Annotated in this window: 18 protein-coding genes; 12 read left to right on the top strand and 6 right to left on the bottom strand. The window is 42.0% G+C overall.

Going from position 1 to position 20,811, the window contains the following annotated elements; all coding sequences use genetic code 11:
• Positions 1-6: 6 nt before the first annotated feature.
• The gene (locus NSU15_RS19960; protein ID WP_339287365.1) at positions 7-855 is read right to left on the bottom strand and encodes a glycosyltransferase; all 849 of its coding nucleotides are present in this window, start codon (positions 853-855) and stop codon (positions 7-9) included.
• Between the two features lie 395 nt (positions 856-1,250).
• Between NSU15_RS19960 and NSU15_RS19955 the strand changes: the two genes are divergently transcribed.
• Positions 1,251-1,661, top strand: coding sequence for a hypothetical protein (locus tag NSU15_RS19955; protein ID WP_231573830.1), 411 nt, complete (start codon positions 1,251-1,253; stop codon positions 1,659-1,661).
• 92 nt (positions 1,662-1,753) lie between these two features.
• Here NSU15_RS19955 and NSU15_RS19950 read toward each other — a convergent pair whose 3' ends face one another.
• Both NSU15_RS19950 and NSU15_RS19945 read right to left on the bottom strand, forming a co-directional pair.
• On the bottom strand, positions 1,754-3,109 hold the full coding sequence (locus NSU15_RS19950) for a PFL family protein (RefSeq protein WP_245237908.1): 1,356 nt from the start codon (positions 3,107-3,109) through the stop codon (positions 1,754-1,756).
• Positions 3,110-3,122: 13 nt separating this feature from the next.
• Positions 3,123-3,392 (bottom strand): ACT domain-containing protein, encoded by a 270-nt coding sequence (locus NSU15_RS19945; RefSeq protein ID WP_042129386.1) that lies wholly within the window; start codon positions 3,390-3,392, stop codon positions 3,123-3,125.
• A 217-nt stretch (positions 3,393-3,609) separates the two neighbouring features.
• Here NSU15_RS19945 and NSU15_RS19940 point away from each other — a divergent pair, with 217 nt between their 5' ends.
• From NSU15_RS19940 to map, 6 genes are all read left to right on the top strand, one after another.
• Positions 3,610-5,241: a diguanylate cyclase gene (locus NSU15_RS19940; RefSeq protein WP_042129384.1), complete on the top strand. Its 1,632-nt coding sequence runs from the start codon at positions 3,610-3,612 to the stop codon at positions 5,239-5,241.
• 21 nt (positions 5,242-5,262) lie between these two features.
• Entirely contained in the window at positions 5,263-5,637 is a 375-nt protein-coding gene (locus NSU15_RS19935; protein WP_042129381.1) for a response regulator, read from the top strand.
• Entirely contained in the window at positions 5,621-8,881 is a 3,261-nt protein-coding gene (locus tag NSU15_RS19930) for an ATP-binding protein (RefSeq protein ID WP_339287364.1), read from the top strand. Before NSU15_RS19935 ends, NSU15_RS19930 begins: the two co-directional genes overlap by 17 nt.
• A gap of 267 nt (positions 8,882-9,148) precedes the next feature.
• The gene (locus tag NSU15_RS19925) at positions 9,149-11,011 is read left to right on the top strand and encodes an assimilatory sulfite reductase (NADPH) flavoprotein subunit (RefSeq protein WP_339291403.1); all 1,863 of its coding nucleotides are present in this window, start codon (positions 9,149-9,151) and stop codon (positions 11,009-11,011) included.
• A 47-nt stretch (positions 11,012-11,058) separates the two neighbouring features.
• Positions 11,059-12,783: an assimilatory sulfite reductase (NADPH) hemoprotein subunit gene (cysI, locus tag NSU15_RS19920; RefSeq protein WP_339287363.1), complete on the top strand. Its 1,725-nt coding sequence runs from the start codon at positions 11,059-11,061 to the stop codon at positions 12,781-12,783.
• A 266-nt stretch (positions 12,784-13,049) separates the two neighbouring features.
• On the top strand, positions 13,050-13,796 hold the full coding sequence (gene map, locus NSU15_RS19915) for a type I methionyl aminopeptidase (protein ID WP_042129378.1): 747 nt from the start codon (positions 13,050-13,052) through the stop codon (positions 13,794-13,796).
• An 82-nt stretch (positions 13,797-13,878) separates the two neighbouring features.
• On the opposite strand, the gene NSU15_RS19910 is transcribed toward map, so the two are convergent.
• Together NSU15_RS19910 and NSU15_RS19905 are read right to left on the bottom strand one after the other, a co-directional pair.
• Positions 13,879-15,023, bottom strand: a protein-coding gene (locus NSU15_RS19910; RefSeq protein ID WP_339287325.1) for an IS3 family transposase whose coding sequence is annotated in 2 segments (ribosomal slippage) — positions 13,879-14,735 and positions 14,735-15,023 — 1,146 coding nt in all. Because the reading frame shifts where the segments join, the coding sequence is not laid out codon by codon here.
• Positions 15,024-15,163: 140 nt separating this feature from the next.
• Positions 15,164-15,568 carry a CBS domain-containing protein gene (locus NSU15_RS19905; RefSeq protein ID WP_042129376.1) on the bottom strand — a complete coding sequence of 135 codons (405 nt, stop codon included), beginning with the start codon at positions 15,566-15,568 and terminating at the stop codon, positions 15,164-15,166.
• Between the two features lie 182 nt (positions 15,569-15,750).
• Between NSU15_RS19905 and NSU15_RS19900 the strand changes: the two genes are divergently transcribed.
• The 5 genes from NSU15_RS19900 to NSU15_RS19880 all read left to right on the top strand — a co-directional run bounded on the left by NSU15_RS19900 (position 15,751) and on the right by NSU15_RS19880 (position 20,518).
• Entirely contained in the window at positions 15,751-17,859 is a 2,109-nt protein-coding gene (locus tag NSU15_RS19900) for a methyl-accepting chemotaxis protein (protein WP_339287362.1), read from the top strand.
• Between the two features lie 286 nt (positions 17,860-18,145).
• Positions 18,146-18,346 (top strand): cold-shock protein, encoded by a 201-nt coding sequence (locus NSU15_RS19895; RefSeq protein ID WP_036685790.1) that lies wholly within the window; start codon positions 18,146-18,148, stop codon positions 18,344-18,346.
• A gap of 121 nt (positions 18,347-18,467) precedes the next feature.
• Positions 18,468-18,695: a helix-turn-helix domain-containing protein gene (locus tag NSU15_RS19890; RefSeq protein ID WP_042129374.1), complete on the top strand. Its 228-nt coding sequence runs from the start codon at positions 18,468-18,470 to the stop codon at positions 18,693-18,695.
• Positions 18,696-18,896: 201 nt separating this feature from the next.
• On the top strand, positions 18,897-19,988 hold the full coding sequence (locus NSU15_RS19885) for an LCP family protein (RefSeq protein WP_339287361.1): 1,092 nt from the start codon (positions 18,897-18,899) through the stop codon (positions 19,986-19,988).
• A 44-nt stretch (positions 19,989-20,032) separates the two neighbouring features.
• Positions 20,033-20,518 carry a DinB family protein gene (locus tag NSU15_RS19880; protein ID WP_339287360.1) on the top strand — a complete coding sequence of 162 codons (486 nt, stop codon included), beginning with the start codon at positions 20,033-20,035 and terminating at the stop codon, positions 20,516-20,518.
• A gap of 18 nt (positions 20,519-20,536) precedes the next feature.
• Here NSU15_RS19880 and NSU15_RS19875 read toward each other — a convergent pair whose 3' ends face one another.
• Complete coding sequence (locus tag NSU15_RS19875; RefSeq protein WP_339287359.1) at positions 20,537-20,746, bottom strand: hypothetical protein; 210 nt, start codon at positions 20,744-20,746, stop codon at positions 20,537-20,539.
• Between the last annotated feature and the right edge of the window lie 65 nt (positions 20,747-20,811).

The following is a 20,811-nucleotide window of genomic DNA, read 5'->3' as shown; positions in this document are numbered from 1 at the left end:
CACCCCCTATGGTTCCGTGAATATTTTTTTGAGCAGCAGCTTTCCTTGTTGAAGATAAGAATAGTTGTACTTCACTTCCTTTAGCGCACGTGACGCAGAAATTCTTCTTTCATCGCTATGAGTAATATAGTAATTGAAGCTCTCAGAGAGCTCTTTAAAGCTCTGGAAACGAATGAGATCTTCTTCTGTGATTTGGTAACCCTGAAGATGGGGATGATCTTCCACTAACTGAAATACACCGCAAGCAGAAACCTCCATAATCTTCTGTACAGAACCTGTGCAATTGATGATGATCCGTGCGCCATTATAATAGTTAGACATATCTTTCTCATGGCTAATTTCTATGAAATTTTTGATGGGCTCCCACCCGCTACCGACGGTTAATACCTTGAGGCCATGAAATAGTTCAGAATGAGCTAAGGTATGCAGAACACTATTCATTTGAAAATGGCCGAGGATGAGTACGTCACTGTGGTATTGGTTCTCCACACGTCTTGGATAATAGAGATCCGTGTCTGGAGCATAAGGGAGATAGCTCGAATGTTTTTCACGTAAACCCTGATAATAGATTAGATTAGCTATGTTCTGTGTAAAAATATAATCGAATAACAGTGCCAGATTACGTTCTGTTCGGGTAAGGCAGGTCGCGTCTGCCATCCATACGGCCTTTGGAGCTTTAGAAGCCTTAAGGGCAGGAATGTTCTCCTCAGGGAACAGGGTCTCTGATCCCAAGGCAAGTATCAGATCAGGCTGATATTGGGTTAAATATTCTTCTAGATTGTGATGTAACTTAATGGCAAGCACTTCTTTAACCAGATGCCTTAGCTGATCTTTAAAAAGTCGTACATTAGGCATTTTATTACTTATCTCTGAAGGGACCAGAAGCAATACTCTTAATTGCTTTAGTTCCCGTTTTAGGGGTTCCGCTCTATAAGAGTTCATCTCAAGAATGAGATTAGGCGGTTGCGATGGATGAACATGGCTGATGGTGACGTTGTGAGTTGAGGGCCTTTGAGGAGTGAGCCTATTAGCTGTCTTCTTCATAATTCCTCCTGTATTCCTTGGAGCCAGTTATTCGCTCTAGCACCTAGTCTTGCTAAACATTATATGTGTAGGGGGATCATTTGACTTTAGGTATAAGACCATTAATAAGAATCTCGTAGGAAAAAGCGGATTTAGTGAAAGATGTATATCTATCTATGACTGAGTTGGCTTGTTTAACATAAGATATACTATATAACCTGAAAGGGATGATCGCCTTGCCAACCTTTGATAATGTTCTAGTTACAGGAAGTCAGACCATTCAAAATGATCTGCATGTTAACGGAAATGAAACTATCGATTCAAATCTGCATTTGAATGGTAGTCAGACTATAATGGGTAGCCTTAATGTGAACGGTAGTGAGTCTATACTTGGTCATTTGGGGGTAACCGGTGAAATTAGCGGTGCTGGCACCATTAAAACTGCTACACGTTTGATTGCTGTGAATCAGGCGTTGACACCAGTAGCAGCACCCACAAGCCTTCAACAGGTCAGATATTTCGCTGTGGGAGTTGCAGGACAGACAGGACTTGTGCTGAAAGGCACGGATGGAAATGATTATGTATTATTTATCGATCTAACCGGTGGAACACCTAATATTGGGATCCAGCGAGCATAAATCTGATCACATGAATATCTTCAAGCTCTGAACAATAAAAAAAACAGCAAGTCGCCTAGGTGCAAATAGGGACTTGCTGTTTGATGTTTCTATTAGTTCTTAAAGCTGTGAATTGGAGCAGGAATCCGTCCGCCCCGGTTAATGAAGTTGGCGCAATTGAAGCCGTTAACTGCCATAACAGGCGCATATCCAAGGAGACCGCCAAATTCTACGATTTCACCTACATCCTTGCCGATGACAGGAATGACGCGAACAGCGGTTGTTTTGTTATTGACCATTCCGATAGCAGCTTCATCGGCGATGATACCAGAGATCGTCTCTTTGGTGGTACTTCCCGGTATAGCAATCATGTCCAAGCCTACTGAACATACACAGGTCATGGCTTCTAGCTTCTCAAGGGTAAGAGCACCACGTTGAACGGCTTGAATCATTCCATGGTCTTCGCTGACCGGAATGAAGGCGCCACTGAGTCCACCGACATAGGAGGAGGCCATAACGCCACCTTTTTTAACATTGTCATTTAGAATGGCCAGAGCGGCTGTTGTGCCTGGTGCGCCGGCTTCTTCCAGACCCATGACTTGAAAGATCTCTGCAATGGAGTCCCCAATTTCTGGTGTTGGAGCCAGAGATAGATCGATAATCCCAAAAGGTACGTTCAACCGTTTGGAAGCTTCCTGAGCAACTAGTTGTCCCACACGCGTAACTTTAAACGCAGTTCGTTTAATCGTTTCACACAAGGTTTCAAAGTCCTGACCTTTAACTTCTTCTAACGCACGCTTAATTACACCTGGTCCGCTGACACCTACATTGATGACACATTCCCGTTCTCCAACACCATGGAAGGCTCCCGCCATAAAAGGATTGTCCTCGACGGCATTGCAGAAGACCACCAGCTTAGCACAGCCGATGGAATCCCGATCCTTGGTGCGTTCCGCTGTTTGAATGATGATATCACCCATTAATTTCACAGCGTCCATATTGATTCCACTTCTAGAGGACCCAACGTTAACGGAGGAGCAGACTCTTTCAGTGACTGCCAGTGCTTCTGGGATGCTGTCGATCAGAATCCGATCACCTTTGGTGCAGCCTTTTTGCACAAGCGCAGAGAAGCCGCCAATAAAGTTAACGCCAACTTCTTTTGCAGCCTTGTCTAAAATTTCAGCAACAGGCACATACGTATCCGTCTTCACAGCTCCAGCAGCGATAGCGATAGGAGTGACAGAAATCCGCTTATTAACAATGGGTACACCGAATTGTCTTTCTAAATCTTCCCCTGTTTTAACGAGCTTCTCGGCGGATCTAGTAATCTTGTCGTATACATTTTGGTTAAAAGTTCTCATATCTGTATGAGCACAATCCATGAGGCTGATCCCCATTGTTATGGTACGCACATCCAGATTCATTTCACGGATCATCTTATTCGTCTCTTGTACTTCTACTAATGATATCATGGTCATCCTCCTAGATGCGGTGCATAATATTAAAAATATCCTCATGCTGAAGCTTGATTTCCACGCCGATTGATTCTCCGATTGAATGTAAATCCTCAACAATATCCTCAAATGCTTTGTTCGCGCTAGAAATGTCTACAATCATCATCATGTTAAAATAATCTTGTACAATCGTCTGGGAAATATCCAGAATGTTCAAATTGTGCTCGGCAAGATATGTACATACCTTAGCAATAATCCCTACTTTGTCTTTCCCTAATACAGTAATAATCCCCTTCATGCTTACAGCCTCCCTTTGTATATGGTGATTACGCCGTGTAAACGGAATGAACCATTCCAATCATTATTACAAATGCTGAAGCAAGCTTCAACCAAAGGTTTTTTGTCAGTTTGATCATTTTTTTATGTAGACCTATGAATTTAAAGAAAATTCGATTGACAGTATATGAAAAATATGATGAAGTGAGAGATTGATACGATACTCTGAAGGAGTAAATATGACTACACAAAAATATAAAGATATGGTTGAAGAGCGGACCAAACAAACCCTCCAGGAATGGTCTGACCTGCCGGAAGTTAAAGAGAAGGACATTTATCGTTTTTTGCATAATTTGAAGGGTACGGCTGGTACTGTTGGGTTAAAAGAAGTTGAACAATTTGCCGATGCAACCTTGCCCTATTTCATGGAAAGCAGTCTAAAGTGCTGGTCTATTGAAGAGTGGGGGGATTATTTGTATCCGCTTATTTCTCTGTTTGACCAAGATGAATCGGTTTCTCTAAGTTCAGTTAAGCAGCTAGACAAAAGAGGGAATGATGAAATACTCCCGCATAATGATATTTTGCTTATTGATGATGATGTTGAATTAGTTGCTTATTTAAAAGAATCATTGGAGAAGCAGAACTATTATGTAAGCATTGCCTTATCTGCTGAACGGGGTCTTAAGATTTTTTATGAAACCAAACCCGATCTGATCCTGCTGGATATTCTTTTACCAGATATCAGTGGAATTGAGGTCTTGAATCAAATTATCGGCAAAGCCAAAAAGGAACGTATTCCAATCATCATTATAAGTGGGGAATACTCCAAAGCGACGCAATTGCATGCCTATAAGCTGGGCGTGATGGACTTTTTATCGAAGCCTGTAGATATTGATATATTCATGGCTCTGATCAAAAACCGTTTTGAGCTGAAAAGGGAATGGCAGGACTCCATCATTGTGGATGAATTAACGGGTGCATTCAATCGAAAACACTTTAATCAAGTGATGAAGCAGCTAATTTGCGATTTTAAGCGTACGGAGCGAGTATTTTCTTTAGCACTGATTGATCTGGACTATTTCAAAAAGATTAATGATACATATGGTCATCTAATCGGAGACGAGGTATTACAGTCCTTATCTGAGCTTGTACAAAGTTCGATCCGTATGGAAGATACTTTTTGCCGTTTTGGTGGAGAAGAGTTTGCTGTGTTCCTGCCAAATACGGATGCGAGCTCTGCATTGACAGTGATACAACGTATACAGGAGCGATTTGCTGCCACCGATTTTTTTGCGAAGAATGAAATCTTTCATGTGACCTTTTCTAGCGGGATATCTGAGGTAACAGAAGCTGAGAATATTGCCGATAAAATTGTAGAGGAAGCAGATCAGGCGCTCTATGCCAGCAAGGATGCTGGAAGGAATCAGACGACGCTTTATAACGACCATTTATTGTCGACTAAAAAGCATTCAGTTCTAAATGTAATTATTGTGGATGATGATGCGTTAATTCGTAGAATCGTGACTCATCAGATTGACACTTGGGAGCCGGAGGATATTGCTGAGGTCAATATCAGCAGTTTTGCGAATGGACTGGATTTTTTACAATCGGATTGGTATTCCATGGATGAGAAGTATATTATCCTGCTGGACGGTGTGATGCCGGATCTTGATGGTGTTGAGGTGCTGGAAAGAATTCGCAAGACATATCCGGAAGTGAATATATTAGTAATTATGCTGACAGGCAGAAATAATCAGGCGGATATTGTACATGCCCTGCAGATGGGCGCCGATGATTATGTAGTAAAGCCAGTCCATATGCCTGAGCTGTTGTCTCGGATGGAACGCTTGGCTCATAGATTCTTGTTCTAAAACGAAGGGGATTGTACGAATATGCAAAAGATAATGGTAGTGGATGATGAAGAAGTATTACGGATGTTAATCGAGGATACGCTGGAAGATTTAGAGAATGTTGAGATTCACACGGCGGAGAATGGATTGGAAGCACTGAATAAGCTGTCCGCGGATCATTTTGATTTGGTGATTCTGGATTATATGATGCCGGAAATGACAGGGATTGAAGTGCTCCAGCAGCTGGACGAGGAGAAAAAGAAAACTACAGCGATATTAATGTTAACGGCCAAAGCTCAGGATGTAGATCGACTTCGAGCAGTGGAAGCAGGAGCACGTTATTTTATGCCCAAACCCTTTAGTCCAATGGAACTCTTGCAGATTGTGGAGGGGATCCTAAGTGACGAAGAGAAGTAACGCTAATCACAGTATCAAAAATAGGTATTTTCGTATCATTGCACTGGTCTTTGCTTTAATTATCATTATGGGATCGATATTTTTCTTTTTCATCAATGATGAACAGAACAAATTAAGCAGAGACCGGGAAATTCTGCAAAATAAGGCGGACACCGTAACTGATTTGGCGAGTGCCTTAAATGAGGTGTTTTTCCGTGCCAGGGGATTTAGCGCTCTTAAGAGTGATAATGAATTAAAGCTTCTAAATTTAGGACTAGTTAACTTTGATAAGATTCTGGATACCTATTCCAATCTCAATTTATCTCCCGAAGAGGCTCTTTTCAGGGATGGCTTAAAGGCCTTTTATGTTCAGTATAAAAATAAAACGCTGCCCGAAGCGATTCGGCTGGTCGAGGCTGATGATTATGTAGCTTTGCGTGCGCTGTCCGCAGATGGTACCACTAAATCTGTAAATGATTTTCTCTCCTATACGGAAGAGTACAAAAAACGCTCTGATGAAGCATTAAATACTATGGCTATGGATTATATCAAACAGGCAAATGAATTTACATTTATCGCATTTTTTATTAGTGCCATCATTCTGTTGTTCTTTACCTTTATGATCTGGCGGATTCTGAAGAACCTGATTGACCCTATTTTGAAGCTGGAAGGAGCAACGCATTCACTGGCTGCCGGTGAGGAAATTCTTCTGGGCAAGCTTAAGCATCAAGATGAAATTGGCCGGCTTTATAATGCATTTCTAAATATGGCCAGAAGTATTCAAGATAAAGAAGAAGAATTGATGATGCAGAATGAAGAGTTGCACGCTCAGCAGGATGAGCTTCAGGATCAGCAGTATAGGCTGCAACGGTCGCTTAGTGAAATTGAGAGCATGATGAAAGCGCTCGATCAGTCATCTGCCGTCGGTATCCTTACCGCTAAAGGTGTGTTTACTTACGCAAATGAGAACTTGAGTGAATATACCCGCTATAAAAAGTCGGAGATTATCGGCTACACATACAGACTATTTGAACTTTATAATGTGTCTCATGATGAATTCCAAAAAATCATCAACAAATTAAGTACAGGTGGAGTATGGAGCAATGAGCTTCAGATTATAGCCAAAGACAGATTGCCGGTCTGGCTGCATCTGACGATTGTGCCTTATCTGAATGAAGAGGGTGTAATTTATCAGTACATCCTTATTGCGAACGATATCAACTCTATGAAGAGCGTGCAGCAAGAGCTTGCGGAGACGCTGAAAAATACGGAACAGACCAAAAAGATGCTTGAGCTAAATAATCAGCTGAATCATGATATTACCTACACGTTAGATAAACATGAATTTGCAGATAAGTTCATTCAATTTATGCATCATCTGTATTCATTTGATTCAAGTTTCTTCCTGCTAGTAAAAGATAAGATCGCTGCTGTTAAAGGGATTCCTCAGGAAAATGTAGAGCGTTACCTCGATAATGAGAACAATGAAATGTTATATCGTCTGAAGACAGAAAAAACCTATCTAATTAAGCGTCTAGCTACGCAATCGGAACAAGGAATCTCTTCGAATGAAGTCTACTGTTATGACTTCTATACTACTGTTGTGAATGCAGAAGATGAGATTTTAGCTGTATTCTGCGGGACCCGGATTGGACATTCCTTCAGCAAAGAAGAGATTAATGAGGTTCAAGGGATGATGAACCGTGTAGCTCTGGCGATTGAGCGTTTATTCATGTATGAAGAGATTGAACATGGCCGAAAGCTGAACCGCGATATCGTGAATAACGTTAACGAAGGCATTCAGTTCGTGAATACAGAAGGCAAGATGCTTCAGATGAATAAGGCACTGTGCAACATTGTGAACTATGAATGGACAGAAGGTACATTGATTCCTAGAAAAGAATGGATGGATTATTTCATCGAACGCTCGAATGAGAATGATGAACTACGGTTGTTCTTTGAGAAGGCAATCGCCGAGCATGCTCTGGAGTCCAGCAGTATGCAATATTCTATCGGAACTGAATCCAAAAAGCATATTGATGTTTATGCGATTCCCGTTTTCCGACGAGAGCTTAGAATCGGTACACTTTTCGTTTATAGAGATATTACTAGGGAGTACGAGCTGGATCTTATGAAATCTGATCTTGTCAGTACGGTAAGTCATGAGCTGAGAACGCCATTGTCGAGTGTTCTAGGATTCACGGAATTGCTATTGTCCAAAACCATGAAGCCTGAGAAGCAGCTGAAGTATTTGGAGACGATTCATAAGGAAGCGAAGCGGTTGACTGAGCTGATTAATGATTTCCTAGATCTGCAAAGAATGGAATCAGGTAAGCAGCAGTATATCACGGAGCATGTGAATCTCAGCGAAATTGTGCTTGGCGTTATCGATCAATATAAACTTAGCAGCACACATCATGTGCTGCTCGTGGATGAGGCTCTTAATGCAGACGTTGATGTGGACAAGGATAAGATCGTCCAAGTTCTAACGAATCTGTTAAGTAACGCGATCAAGTTCTCACCTTCTACCAATGAAGTGAAGGTGCTGCTACACAATGAGCCGGGTCAAGTTATTGTTCGCATCCAGGATAATGGTCTCGGTATTCCTAAGGATCAGATAGGACAGTTGTTCCAAAAGTTCAGAAGAGTGGATAACAGCGCTTCTAAAAGAATTGGCGGAACCGGACTTGGTCTTGCCATCTGTAAAGAAATTATTGAGAAACAAAAAGGAACCATAGGGATCGAATCGGTAGAGGGAGAAGGGACTACTGTTTGGTTTAGCCTCCCAATCCTCCATGAGGATACAATCCAACAGCAAGATGAGCTAAATAAATGGAATGCAGAGAAAGAGAGTAAGCCAAATGTAATGATTGTTGAAGATGACTATAGTCTTTCGTTGCTCTTATCAGAAGAGCTTAAAGGAAAGGGCTTCCGTGTCACCCATCACTATCATCCACAGCAAGCCTTTGATCAAGCTTTAAAAACACCATTTGTTGCGATCGTGGTTGATTTGATGCTTGGGGAAGATTTGGACGGTTGGGATTTGATCCGAATGCTGAAAGATGATTCGAGAACAGAGAATATTCCTATAGTTATATCCTCTGCGCTAGATCAATCGGATAAGAACCAATTGAATGATGTGATTCAGAAGTATTTAACGAAACCTTATCCACCTGGCGAGTTATCGAATACGCTTGAAGAGATTGTGAAGATAAAGCTGGGGGTAGGCGAGGTATTATTTCCCGAAAGTAAGAAGGATTTATAGTTTTTATTTATCACAATATTTTATAAATAGTATCACTTTTTATAATGAAACCGATCAAATCAGAGTAAATCATACTGTTTTGATCGGTTTTTCCGTACTTTATTGATATTTTTTCAATAAATAACATTTTTTATGTAAAAACGACTTCATTGATCGTTTACAATTATTGTGATAGCCTGATTTTATGAGGTTCTAAAAAAGGCTCAGATCGATTCAAATGAGGTACGGATCATAACCAGATTTCATGTTTAGGAGAGGTGGATATTGTTGCAACTACAGGTAACGAACAGTCCTTTTAACGAGAACCAAGTCGAGCTTCTCAATCGTCTTCTACCATCCTTAACGGAGACACAGCAAATATGGCTAAGCGGATATTTGTCTGCGATTGGCCGTACTGCGGCAGCGGCGCCGGCGGGTGCCGAACTTCAAGTGCAATCGAATTCGATTGGGAACGCGGAGGTTGGCGCGGCTGTGACGAGTCAACCAGCAGCATCACAGGAGGTAACCATATTATTTGGTTCGCAAACTGGGAATTGCCAGAGACTGGCAGGGAGCTTGTCCCGCAAGCTGGAAGAGCAAGGATTTCAGGTCACACTCTCCGCGATGAACAGCTTTAAACCTACTGCGCTTAAAAAGGTTGAGAATCTGCTTCTACTGGTGAGTACTCATGGAGAAGGTGAACCACCAGATAATGCACGGATTTTTCATGAATTTCTTTATAGTAAAAGAGCTCCTCAATTAGAGAACCTGCGGTTTTCTGTTCTGGCTTTGGGAGATACCTCCTATGAATTTTTCTGTCAAACCGGTAAGGATTTTGATCAGCGCTTAGAGGAACTTGGCGGTCAGCGGTTAAGTCCGCGAGTAGATTGTGATCTCGATTATGATGATTCCGTAGCTCAATGGTTTGAAGGTGTAATTGGTGCATTAAATGCTAATTTGAATGCTCCGGGTATTGCTGCAAAAGCGGTTCAAGCCGCTGAGGACGCAGAATCGCAAGAGCCTTTATATACCCGGAATCATCCTTTTAAGGCAGAGGTGTTGGAGAACTTAAATTTGAACGGGCGCGGTTCTGATCGGGAGACTCGTCATCTGGAGCTATCGCTTGAAGGGTCTAATATACAGTTTGAACCAGGGGATGCATTGGGCGTATATCCTGAGAATCATCCTGAATTGGTGGATGCCATTATTCATACTATGGGTTGGAATCCTAGCGATAAGGTTCCGTTTAATAAGAAAGGTGATGAAGGAGCCTTACGTGAGGCCCTTCTGCATCATTATGAAATCACCGTATTGACAAAACCATTACTTGAGCAAGCAGCAAAGCTATCTGCCTCAAGCAAGCTGAGTGAGTTAGTTGCTCCAGACCGTGCTTCGGAGCTTAAAGAGTATATTCAAGGACGCGATCTGCTCGATTTGATCCAGGACTTCTCACCATGGGAAGGCTCAGCTAGCAGTTTTGTGACTATTTTACGGAAGCTTCCTGCACGTCTATATTCTATTGCTAGCAGTTACAAGGCTAACCCGGATGAGGTTCATCTCACCGTCAGAGCTGTACGTTATGAGGCTCACGGCCGGGAACGCTACGGTGTCTGCTCAGTGCATTGCGCCGAAAGAGTAGAGCCGGGAGATACATTGCCTATTTACATTCAACATAATCCTAACTTTAAGCTTCCGACTAATCCGGATGCACCGATCATTATGATCGGACCGGGCACAGGCGTTGCCCCATTCCGTTCTTTCCTGGAAGAACGAGGAGAGCTTGGAGCGGAAGGGAAATCATGGCTGTTCTATGGGGATCGGCATTTCGTTACAGATTTCCTGTATCAGACAGATTGGCAGAGAATGCTAAAGGATGGCGTTCTAAGCAAGCTGGATGTGGCCTTCTCACGTGATACCGAAGAGAAAGTATACGTACAGCATCGTATCTTGCAAAAGAGTCGTGAGGTTTATGAATGGCTGCAAGAAGGTGCTCATGTCTACGTTTGCGGAGACGAGAAGTATATGGCACATGATGTTCATACTGCTTTGCTTACTGTGATTCAGAGTGAGGGCGGACTCAGCCCTGAAGCGGCAGCGGCTTATCTGGAAGATATGCAACAGACACAGCGTTACCAGCGTGATGTCTACTAATGGATAGATGGGAAGTTATCGAATGACTTCGGGGGGAGATAACAACAATGGCAAACAATGAGAAGGTTAAGCCGATCGGCGGGCCTCCAAGTGATGTTGAGCATATTAAGTCGGAGAGTAACTACCTGCGCGGTGCGTTAGTTGAGACACTAAGCAATCCGATTACGGGCGGTCTGCCTGAAGATGATAATCGTCTGCTGAAATTTCATGGAAGCTATATGCAGGATGACAGAGATCTACGCAATGAACGGGAACGTCAGAAGCTGGAGCCTGCATTCCAGTTTATGCTTCGCGTAGTAGCCCCAGGTGGAGTAGCTACACCGGAGCAATGGCTGGTGGTGGACGATCTGGCACAGAAGTATGGTAACGGAACCTTACGTCTGACTACAAGACAGGCATTTCAAATGCATGGTGTACTTAAATGGAACTTAAAGAAGACCATCCGAAGTATCAATGATACGCTAATGACGACTCTTGCAGCCTGTGGGGATGTCAACCGTAACGTAATGAGCAATCCGAATCCTTATCAGTCTGAGGTGCACGCAGAAGTCTATGAATGGGCGCGAAAAGTCAGCGATCATCTATCACCTCGTACTCCTGCTTACCATGAAATTTGGTTAGACGGTGAAAAGGTAGTAGATAGTTTAGGTGATCGGGCAGAAGTTGAGCCGATCTATGGTCCGGTATATTTACCACGTAAATTCAAAATTGGTCTTGCGGTTCCCCCTTCAAATGACGTAGATGTATTCTCGCAGGATTTGGGCTTCATTGCTATTCTTGAGAACGATAAGCTGGTAGGGTTCAACGTATCGGCAGGCGGCGGTATGGGGATGACACATGGCGATACAAGTACGTATCCTCAGCTTGGCCGTATCATAGGATTTTGCCGTCCTGATCAATTAATTGATGTAGCAGAGAAGACAGTAACGATTCAGCGGGACTATGGAAATCGTTCTGTCCGTAAAAATGCACGGTTCAAGTATACGATCGACCGTCACGGTCTGGAATGGTTCGTCGATGAGCTGCATGAAAGACTAGGATGGCAGCTTGAGGCGGCGCGGGAGTACCATTTCGATCATAATGGAGACCGTTACGGCTGGGTGAAGGGTACCAATGGAAAATGGAATCTAACGCTTTATATCCAAAGCGGACGGATTCATGACCAAGAAGGGTACACATTGATGACCGGACTGCGGGAAATCGCCAAAATTCATACCGGAGATTTCCGGCTTACTCCAAATCAGAATCTAACAATTGCTAACGTAACCTCTGCCAAAAAACGAAAAGTTACTGAGCTGGCTAAACAGCATGGACTTACGGATGGAGCACATCTTTCTGCACTACGACGCAGCTCCATGTCCTGTGTGGCGCTGCCAACCTGTGGGCTTGCGATGGCGGAAGCGGAACGTTATTTGCCTTCATTGATTGATAAGCTTGAGCTTGTCATTGACGAAGCAGGCCTACGTGATGAGGAAATTGTGATCCGGATGACGGGCTGTCCTAATGGATGTGCAAGACCGGCACTGGGCGAAATCTCGTTTATTGGTAAAGGACCAGGCAGATATAATATGTACTTGGGAGCAGGTTTTACGGGAGATCGCTTAAACAAGATATATAAAGAAAACATAGATGAAAAAGAAATTTTGGAGACGCTGGAGCCTATTCTTCATCGTTACGCCAAAGAACGTCTGCATCGTGAGCATTTTGGAGATTTCGTGATCCGAGCAGGTTATGTCAAAGCGGTTACGTCAGGCCTTAATTTTCACGACTAATTCATTCTAGATTGAAGGGGTGTCCCGGAGCCTGCATTATGGCTGCTGGGATGCCTCTTTGTTAGTTGTCATTACTCAAACCCATACCATATCTAACATTCACGTAAAAAGGGAGTCTTTTTTTAGAATTATTAATGAATTTATATTTTTTTTGCTTAATGATTTGGATTTCTCGTGTTTTTCTTTCATAATATAAAGGGGAAACTAAATACAAAAGAAGAGCCATTGCCCGAGAGTGATGTGTTCTGTACAGAAGAGGCGATATTATGATTATCATGAAAACGATGGAAGAAATCGAAAAAATGCGTGCGGCGGGAAAAATTCTGGCTGAATGTCATCGTCAAATTGCGCAAATCTTACAGCCTGGAATTACTACCTGGGAGATTGATGAATTTGCTGAAAAATTTATATTGTCTCAAGGAGCGACTCCTGAGCAAAAGGGATATAACGGTTATCCATATGCAACCTGTGCATCTGTAAATGATGTAATCTGTCACGGATTTCCGAAAAAAGAGCCGCTTAAAGATGGGGATATAGTAACAATAGACATGGTAGTGAATTTAGATGGCTGGTTGGCAGATTCCGCTTGGTCGTACGGGATTGGCAATATCAGTGAACAGGCGACGAAATTATTAGACACCACAAAAGAATCTTTATTCCGCGGTATCGAGCAGGCAGTTGCAGGCAACCGGATCGGGGATGTCGCTCATGCTATTCAAGTTTACGCAGAGTCTAACGGTTTTTCTGTTGTGCGTGATTTTATTGGCCACGGAATTGGTTCAGAAATGCATGAAGCTCCAGAGGTACCACACTATGGTCCGGCTGGCAGAGGGCCTCGACTTAAAGAGGGGATGGTATTTACCATTGAACCGATGCTGAACACAGGCAGCTACAGAACAAAGATTGATGCGGATGGTTGGACTGCGCGTACCATCGACGGCGGTCTGTCAGCACAATATGAACATACGTTAGCTATCACCCCACAAGGGACCATTATCCTGACTGAATTATAATTTTGAGTTAACAAAAAGACCTGATTAGTATCATCGGGACTGACCCCCGTTTGTGAGACAGGGATCAAAACACCTTACAAGTTTAAGTAGCCAGTCGCCGGAAATCCATCGGTGACTGGTTATTTAGTTTCGCTTGAATTCGAAATGAGTTATAGTAAATGATGTAGTCTCGAATGGTCTCTACAACGATTGCAGTCGTTGTAGATGTGAGATCTTCGAGGTAGAACGTTTCAGACTTTAGGGTGGAATGAAACGATTCAATGGGGGCATTATCAGCGGGCGTTCCTTTACGGGACATGCTCATGGTAATGCCTTTTCCTTTTACAGCTTCCTGGTACGCAAAGGACGTATACACGCTGCCCTGGTCGCTATGCAGCAACATCTTTTCCTGCTTTGGAAGTTGATTTAACGTATCCAACACCAAAGAGGTATCTTGTTTATCTGCTATACTGTAAGCCACAATCTCACCATTGTACAAGTCTAGAATGCTGGAGAAGTACAACATCTTCCCGCCAAATGGCAAATAGGTAATGTCCGTGACGAGTTTTTGCAGAGGTGCTTCTGCATGAAACTGTCGCTTGAGCAGATTTTCAAAGGAGTGTACAGATTGCCCAGTCACCTTTCGTTTTTTCATCCTCACGCGGCACTGAAGCCCCTCACACTGCATGATCCGCTGGACTCGCTTGTGATTTATACTCTGCTCTATCCGAAGGAGCGCCGTGATTTTCCGGTACCCGTAGCGGAATTTATGACGGATGCAAAGCTCCCGGATTTTCTCCACCACTTTGTCTGTATGCTTTGTCCCCACAGCTGCTTTCCAGCGGTAGTAAGTCGTTCTTGCGATTCCGAGCCATCTACAAGCCTCAGACACCGTCACTTCGTTTCGAATGGATTCGATCCAGGCAATAACGGCCTCTGGTTCCACCTCCTCTCCAACTCCTCGTACTTTTTTAGCAGTTCTAATTGTTGTTTTAAGAATCGGTTCTCTGCCTTTACTCTTTCGAGCTCCGAAGAGTCCTCCGGACCTTTTCCATAGCTGTACTGTTTACCCACCGGCTGCTGCAAACGATGCCGTTCACCATTTCGATTCCATCTCATCCATGTCTTTAGCTGTGTCTTATTCCGTATTCCGAGCTGCTCCATAACCTCTTTCACAGGTACGCCTGCTAATCTCATTTCTATAGCTTTCATCTTTATTTCCACGGGATAACTTACTCTGGTTGCCAATGCAAAAACACCTCCAAGATGATCTCCTTATCTTACGACAAGGTTCCATTCTTTTGAAGGTGTTTTGATTTGTCTCACGTTATGGGGTCAGTCCCATCTTCACAGGATGCTACTGATCAGGTCTTTTTGTTGTTGTTCAATTAATCTGTAATGTTACGAGTATAATATTCAATGATATCTTTTCGACGAATAATTCCGATAAACACGCCCTCATTATCAATAACAGGGACGAAATTCTGATCTGCAGCGAGCGTTAGCATATCCTCCATTTCGGCATGAATGAGGACGCTTTCGTTATGGACATGCTTCTGGATTGTGCTTACTGGAACTTCCCCTATATTGTCAAAGGTTAGACCGGCTGTGTTTTTCAACTTCCACAATAGATCACCTTCCGAAAGTGTTCCTACATATTTTCCTTCATTATCAATAATAGGGATAGCCGTATAATGGTGCTGCTCTAATTGTTCTAAGGCTTCCAGCATGGATATTGAATTAGTGATATAGGCAACTTGATCTTTAGGCAACAAAAAAGAGGATATTTCCATCGGCATGAACTCCTTTGTATTGAGATTTTTTAGTTAAGCTCCTTTTATTTAAACATACTTTTTGAAAAGATATGCATTTTAAATTTTTATCACTAAAATTATAGGAAATAAGACCTATTTAGGGTTAGTCGCATTTTGTCGATTAAAGATAAGGTATATTATCCTAGAGTGGAGTTGTTTAGATGGCATTATATCGAAGGCTTTCTTTAACGGTTAAATTTGTTCTGGTAGTAAGTTTAGTTATCATCGTGATCTTTTTCTTTAGTTTGGTTGCAAATTTGCTGAATTTGCGAAGTGTGAGCATATCGAACGGTGAACTAGAGGCGGAAGTTGCTGGGCGAAGTTATGCGGAAACTATTCAGAATACTCTGATAGACATAGAGTCGGCAGCCAAGGTATTCACAGAAGTACTGGTTGAATCAAGAGAAGGTCAAAGCTTGAGTCGTGAAGAAGTTGTTTCTACAATGAAATCGATGCTTGAGAATAGACCTGAGCTTTTTGCAATTAGTACACTGTGGGAACCCAATGCCTTCGATCAAAACGATCAGGCTAATATTAATAAGACACCATATGATGATGCTTCGGGGCGTTTTATTCCTTATGTTCTTAGAAATCAAGGTTCAATAACGGTTGAAGCCTTAAAGAATTACGATGTAGAAGGGGCGGGTGATTATTACCTTTTACCTAAAAAAGAGAAAAGACCGATCTACATTGAACCCTATTCCTATGATACGAGCGGTGGGGCTATAGAGATGATTTCGGTAATGCTGCCCATTTTAGACAAATCGGGTACTTTTCTTGGGACGGTAGGGTTTGATGTATCGTTATCAAAGCTCCAGGAGGATGCTGATAAATATAAACCTATGGGAGGATACGTTTCTCTAATCACGGGTAACGGTAAATATGCAGCTAATCCAAATGATCCAGCAAGTGTACTTAAAGATTTTGGTGATACGGAGCAGAAAGCGGCACTCTGGAAACAAGTGAAGAATGGAGAGACGGTTCAGGGGTACACGCATAATTCCAAAGGAGAAAATGTACTCCGAATTTTTGTTCCAATTCCTATGCCGGAAAGTGATCAGGTATGGTATACGCAGACAGCGATTCCTAAAACTACAATCATGGCTGACTACGAACAAGCTAAAACAGAATCTTTTATTATCATGCTTGTTGGGATGTCGATTCTAGGAATAGTTATAGTCGTTCAATTATGGTTTATGGTGATCAAACCACTTCGAGTGTTATCTGAGAAATTGCAGCTTATGGCTCAAGGCGATTTAACACAAACCTTGCAGATTCGGAATAATGATGAATTCGGTAAGATGTCCACACACTTTAATCAGATGACACATAAGCTTCGAGAAATGTTTGGACTTGTGGCTGATTTATCGATGTCAGTGGGAGCTACTTCCGAAGAATTAACAGCTAACGCTGAACAGACAGGGAAAGCTGCTGAACAGATCGCTGTGTCTATTGGGCGAGTAGCCGAGGGAGCGCAGTTACAGAATGATTATGCGGGAGAATCTTCTCTGGCCATGAGCGATCTTAGCGTTGGAGTGCAACGTATTGCTGACTCTTCATCAGCGGTGTCTGCATCAGCAGATGAAGTAACCGATCAAACGCAGAGAGGCAGTGCGCAGCTGCAAATGGCGGTGAGCCAGATGACAGAGCTCAAGCAATCTGTTGACGAGACCAGTCTGGCGATCGAACGATTAGGTGAAAGATCTGTCCAGATTAGCGGGATTATTGGTTTGATCTCGAGCATTAGTAAACAAACTAATCTATTGGCATTAAACGCAGCGATTGAAGCCTCCAGAGTGGGTGAGCATGGTCGTGGATTTGCTGTAGTGGCATCGGAAATACGGATGTTGGCGGATCAGACGAAACAAGCTGCCGAACAAGTTACTGAATTAGTCGAACATGTGGTCAAAGATACAAATCAAGCCTCACAGGCTATGGCCGTTGGTAATGAGCAAGTACGTATTGGTGTGCAGAGTGTGTCTGATAGTGATCTTTTGTTTACATCGATTCTTGCTGAAATGACACAGGTTACAGATCAAATTCAGGAGGTATCTGCAGCCGCACAGCAGATGACTGCTGGTACAGAGCAAATTTCAGCTAGTGTCAAAGTATTAGCCGAACTTGCCTCAGAAGCGTCCGCGGATTCACAAAGTGTAGCCGCAGCCTCTGAGGAGCAGCTTGCTTCTATGGAAGAGATCTCTGCTTCGACGGAATCCCTCAGCTCGATGGTGCAAGATTTGCTGGACAAATTGTCTTATTTTAAAATTTAGAATGCATGTGATGTCGTGATTACAAGCGGGAAACCCTGTCCTTTTCTAAAGGATCAGGGTTCTTCCATTTATTACATCATGCAAAAGTGTATCTACATGACTTCAGATGTGCTATAATCAATTTATCGAAAGCAGTTACCTAGCGAATTCACATAGCGTAGAGGGTTATTCTTTAGATGACAATAACCTTGTACCATATGTGAATTTTTATTTTTTTAGAGATTTTGTAAGAGATTTTTTTGGGATAAGAATAACATGTAAATTAAAAAAAGGTGGTAATTATATTATGCAAACAGGAACAGTGAAATGGTTTAACGCAGACAAAGGCTTTGGTTTTATTGAGGTTGAAGGCGGAGAAGACGTATTCGTACATTTCAGCGCAATCACTGGCGACGGATTCAAATCTTTGGATGAAGGACAACGTGTAGAATTTAACGTAGTTCAAGGCAATCGTGGTCAACAAGCTGAGAATGTTGTAAAACTCTAAAGTTGTGAAAAAAATCCCCAAACTTCTAGTTTGGGGATTTTTTTATATATAAGAAATTATAAGTTTCACACAATACTTTATGTCTTATATTTCTCGCTTAGTAGAAAGGTGGCGGATGTAAATGCAAGTGTTTGAAGACTGGAATTTAAAAGTGAAGAAGACCTTTAACGCTACAAGTAACAAGGAAGTATTGACGGTGTCTGAAGCCGGTAACTTGCTCGGTCTGTCTAAAGATCAAATGAAAAGCTATGTTGATCAGCATAAGTTAACTAAAGTTCCGATCATGAGAAGTGTTGTCAGGTATCTTTTACTGAAAAGTGAGATCGATACGATTCTGAACAAAATCTAGTAACCTCAATAAACATGGTAGACCCATCCCTGTTAGGATGAGGTCTTTTTTTTGCCTTAAAAATTTCTTATAAAAAGAAACTTATCGATCCAAAGATCGTCTATAATAATGGGATATTTAGGTAATGGAGGGTAGGCACAAGTAAAAAGTGATGTTCATTAATGGTGAGAAGTCGCATGTACAGAAAGGGTAATTCATCCAATGAAAAATAATCAGAGTACGCCTCCACCTGCTTCATATGCTTTAAGTAGAATCGAGAAAAAGAAGGTAAAGAAGAATAAAATCAGCAAGAAAATGAAGATCTGGTATTTTTCGCTTGCGATCGTACTTATTGTTGGGTTGGGAAGTTTTATTTTCCGTAAAGAATTAATGATTTTTGGGTTTGATAATGTTGTAGTACCAACTATAGAGCACACTCTTGATGAATCTTATGTACCGTTAAAAGAAACAGAAGACGATGGAATTCAGGCAATGACAGAAAATAAAAATCGTCCTTTTTCTATCCTGCTGCTAGGCACCGATCAGAGTGGTAAAGAGAATGGACTTTCTGACTCCATTATTTATACTGTCATTCGACCTGAGAACCATAAAGCACTGCTCGTCTCTATTCCCCGTGATTCATATGCAGAAATAATTGGAGCGGAAAATATCAAAGGTGCAAGAAAAGAAACCAAGATTAATGCGGCACATTCCTACGGTGGTCCTCAGATGAGTGTAGATACTGTTAAGAATCTGTTGAATGCGCCAATTGATTACTATGCTACTATTAATTTTAACGGGCTTGTTGGCGTGACGGATGCGCTAGGGGGCGTGGTGCTTCCAATCACCAAGGTGATCGAGAATAAGAGCCCTGATCATGAGAAATTAAGAATTGAGCCGAACAAACCGATCTATTCCGGTAAGGAAGCTTTAATGTATGTAAGATATCGAGAAGACTCTGACTTTAAGCGAACAGAGCGACAACGGATTTTCCTAAAAGCAGCGCTTGATCGGATGAAGAGAATCGATAATATTCTTAATATCCAGAACATTATCGAAATTGCTGGCAGTAATTTTAAAACCAATATGAAGTCAGATTTTATTCTGGATTTGGCTAAGAAGGTAATTCTTGAAGGTGGAACCCCTGAAATAACGAGTCATATGCTGCAAGGGGAAGGAAAACATACGGATCAATGGTATTATATACTCGATGAAAATGATGTAAAGCGTACCCATGAGATGATCGAGATTTGGCTGAATCCAGAATCTACTGAGGCTGATCTCATAACTGCTTCCAAGGATGAAGCTGCATAATCTTTTTGTCAGACTATTTTATATTCACATGGAGGTTAGCTTCTATGGCAGTAAGAACAAAAGAGCAGATGCTATTCGAATTTAAATCCCTTATTCCATTCGTAGAATCTTTAGAAGAGGTGCCAGATAAACATTGGAATATGCCTATAGCGACTGGGAAATGGACCGTAAAGGATATTTTATGTCATCTTATGCTTTGGGATAAGTATTTCTATGAAGGTGCTATAAAGAAGATTCTTTTGAAGGAACCGTTAACAACGAAACATCTGGATTTTAACGAGTTTAATGCTAACGCTGTGGAGTATGCCAAATTGTTATCTAAACAAACATTGATTGAACAATTTCTGCTCTACAGAACTAGGATTTTAGATGCAGTATCAGGATTAACTGATGAAGAATGCGATGTGGAATATAAGGATGCAGACCGGAAAAAATTCAGTATTCGTAAGTATTTGAGAAGTTTTATTCCACACGATAAGCATCATAAAAAACAGATTGAACAATTCCTTAAATACATACAGCAAGGTTGAACGCTTGTCATACATGGCTTAAGCTTTAGCACGGTTTCGAACGATTTTCATGGATTGGCGAATGAGCATAGGGCCGAACATGCTGCCAGCGTATGCGGCTATGAAAGAATGGAAAGGGAATTTAATCGCAAAGTAAAAGACCGATCCGGCGACAAAATCAAAAATGATATATTTCTTGATATCAGATAATGGAATCGTTACGATTATAACAGATTGCTTGTTTCTCAAGTGGTGATCTCCTATTGATAATGCAGCTTATAAATCCACTGTTCATTCTATTTTGAGAACAAGAT

This window comes from Paenibacillus sp. FSL E2-0201 (assembly GCF_037963325.1).
Taxonomy (GTDB): domain Bacteria; phylum Bacillota; class Bacilli; order Paenibacillales; family Paenibacillaceae; genus Paenibacillus_AQ.
This window is presented reverse-complemented; position numbering and strand designations above follow the sequence as displayed.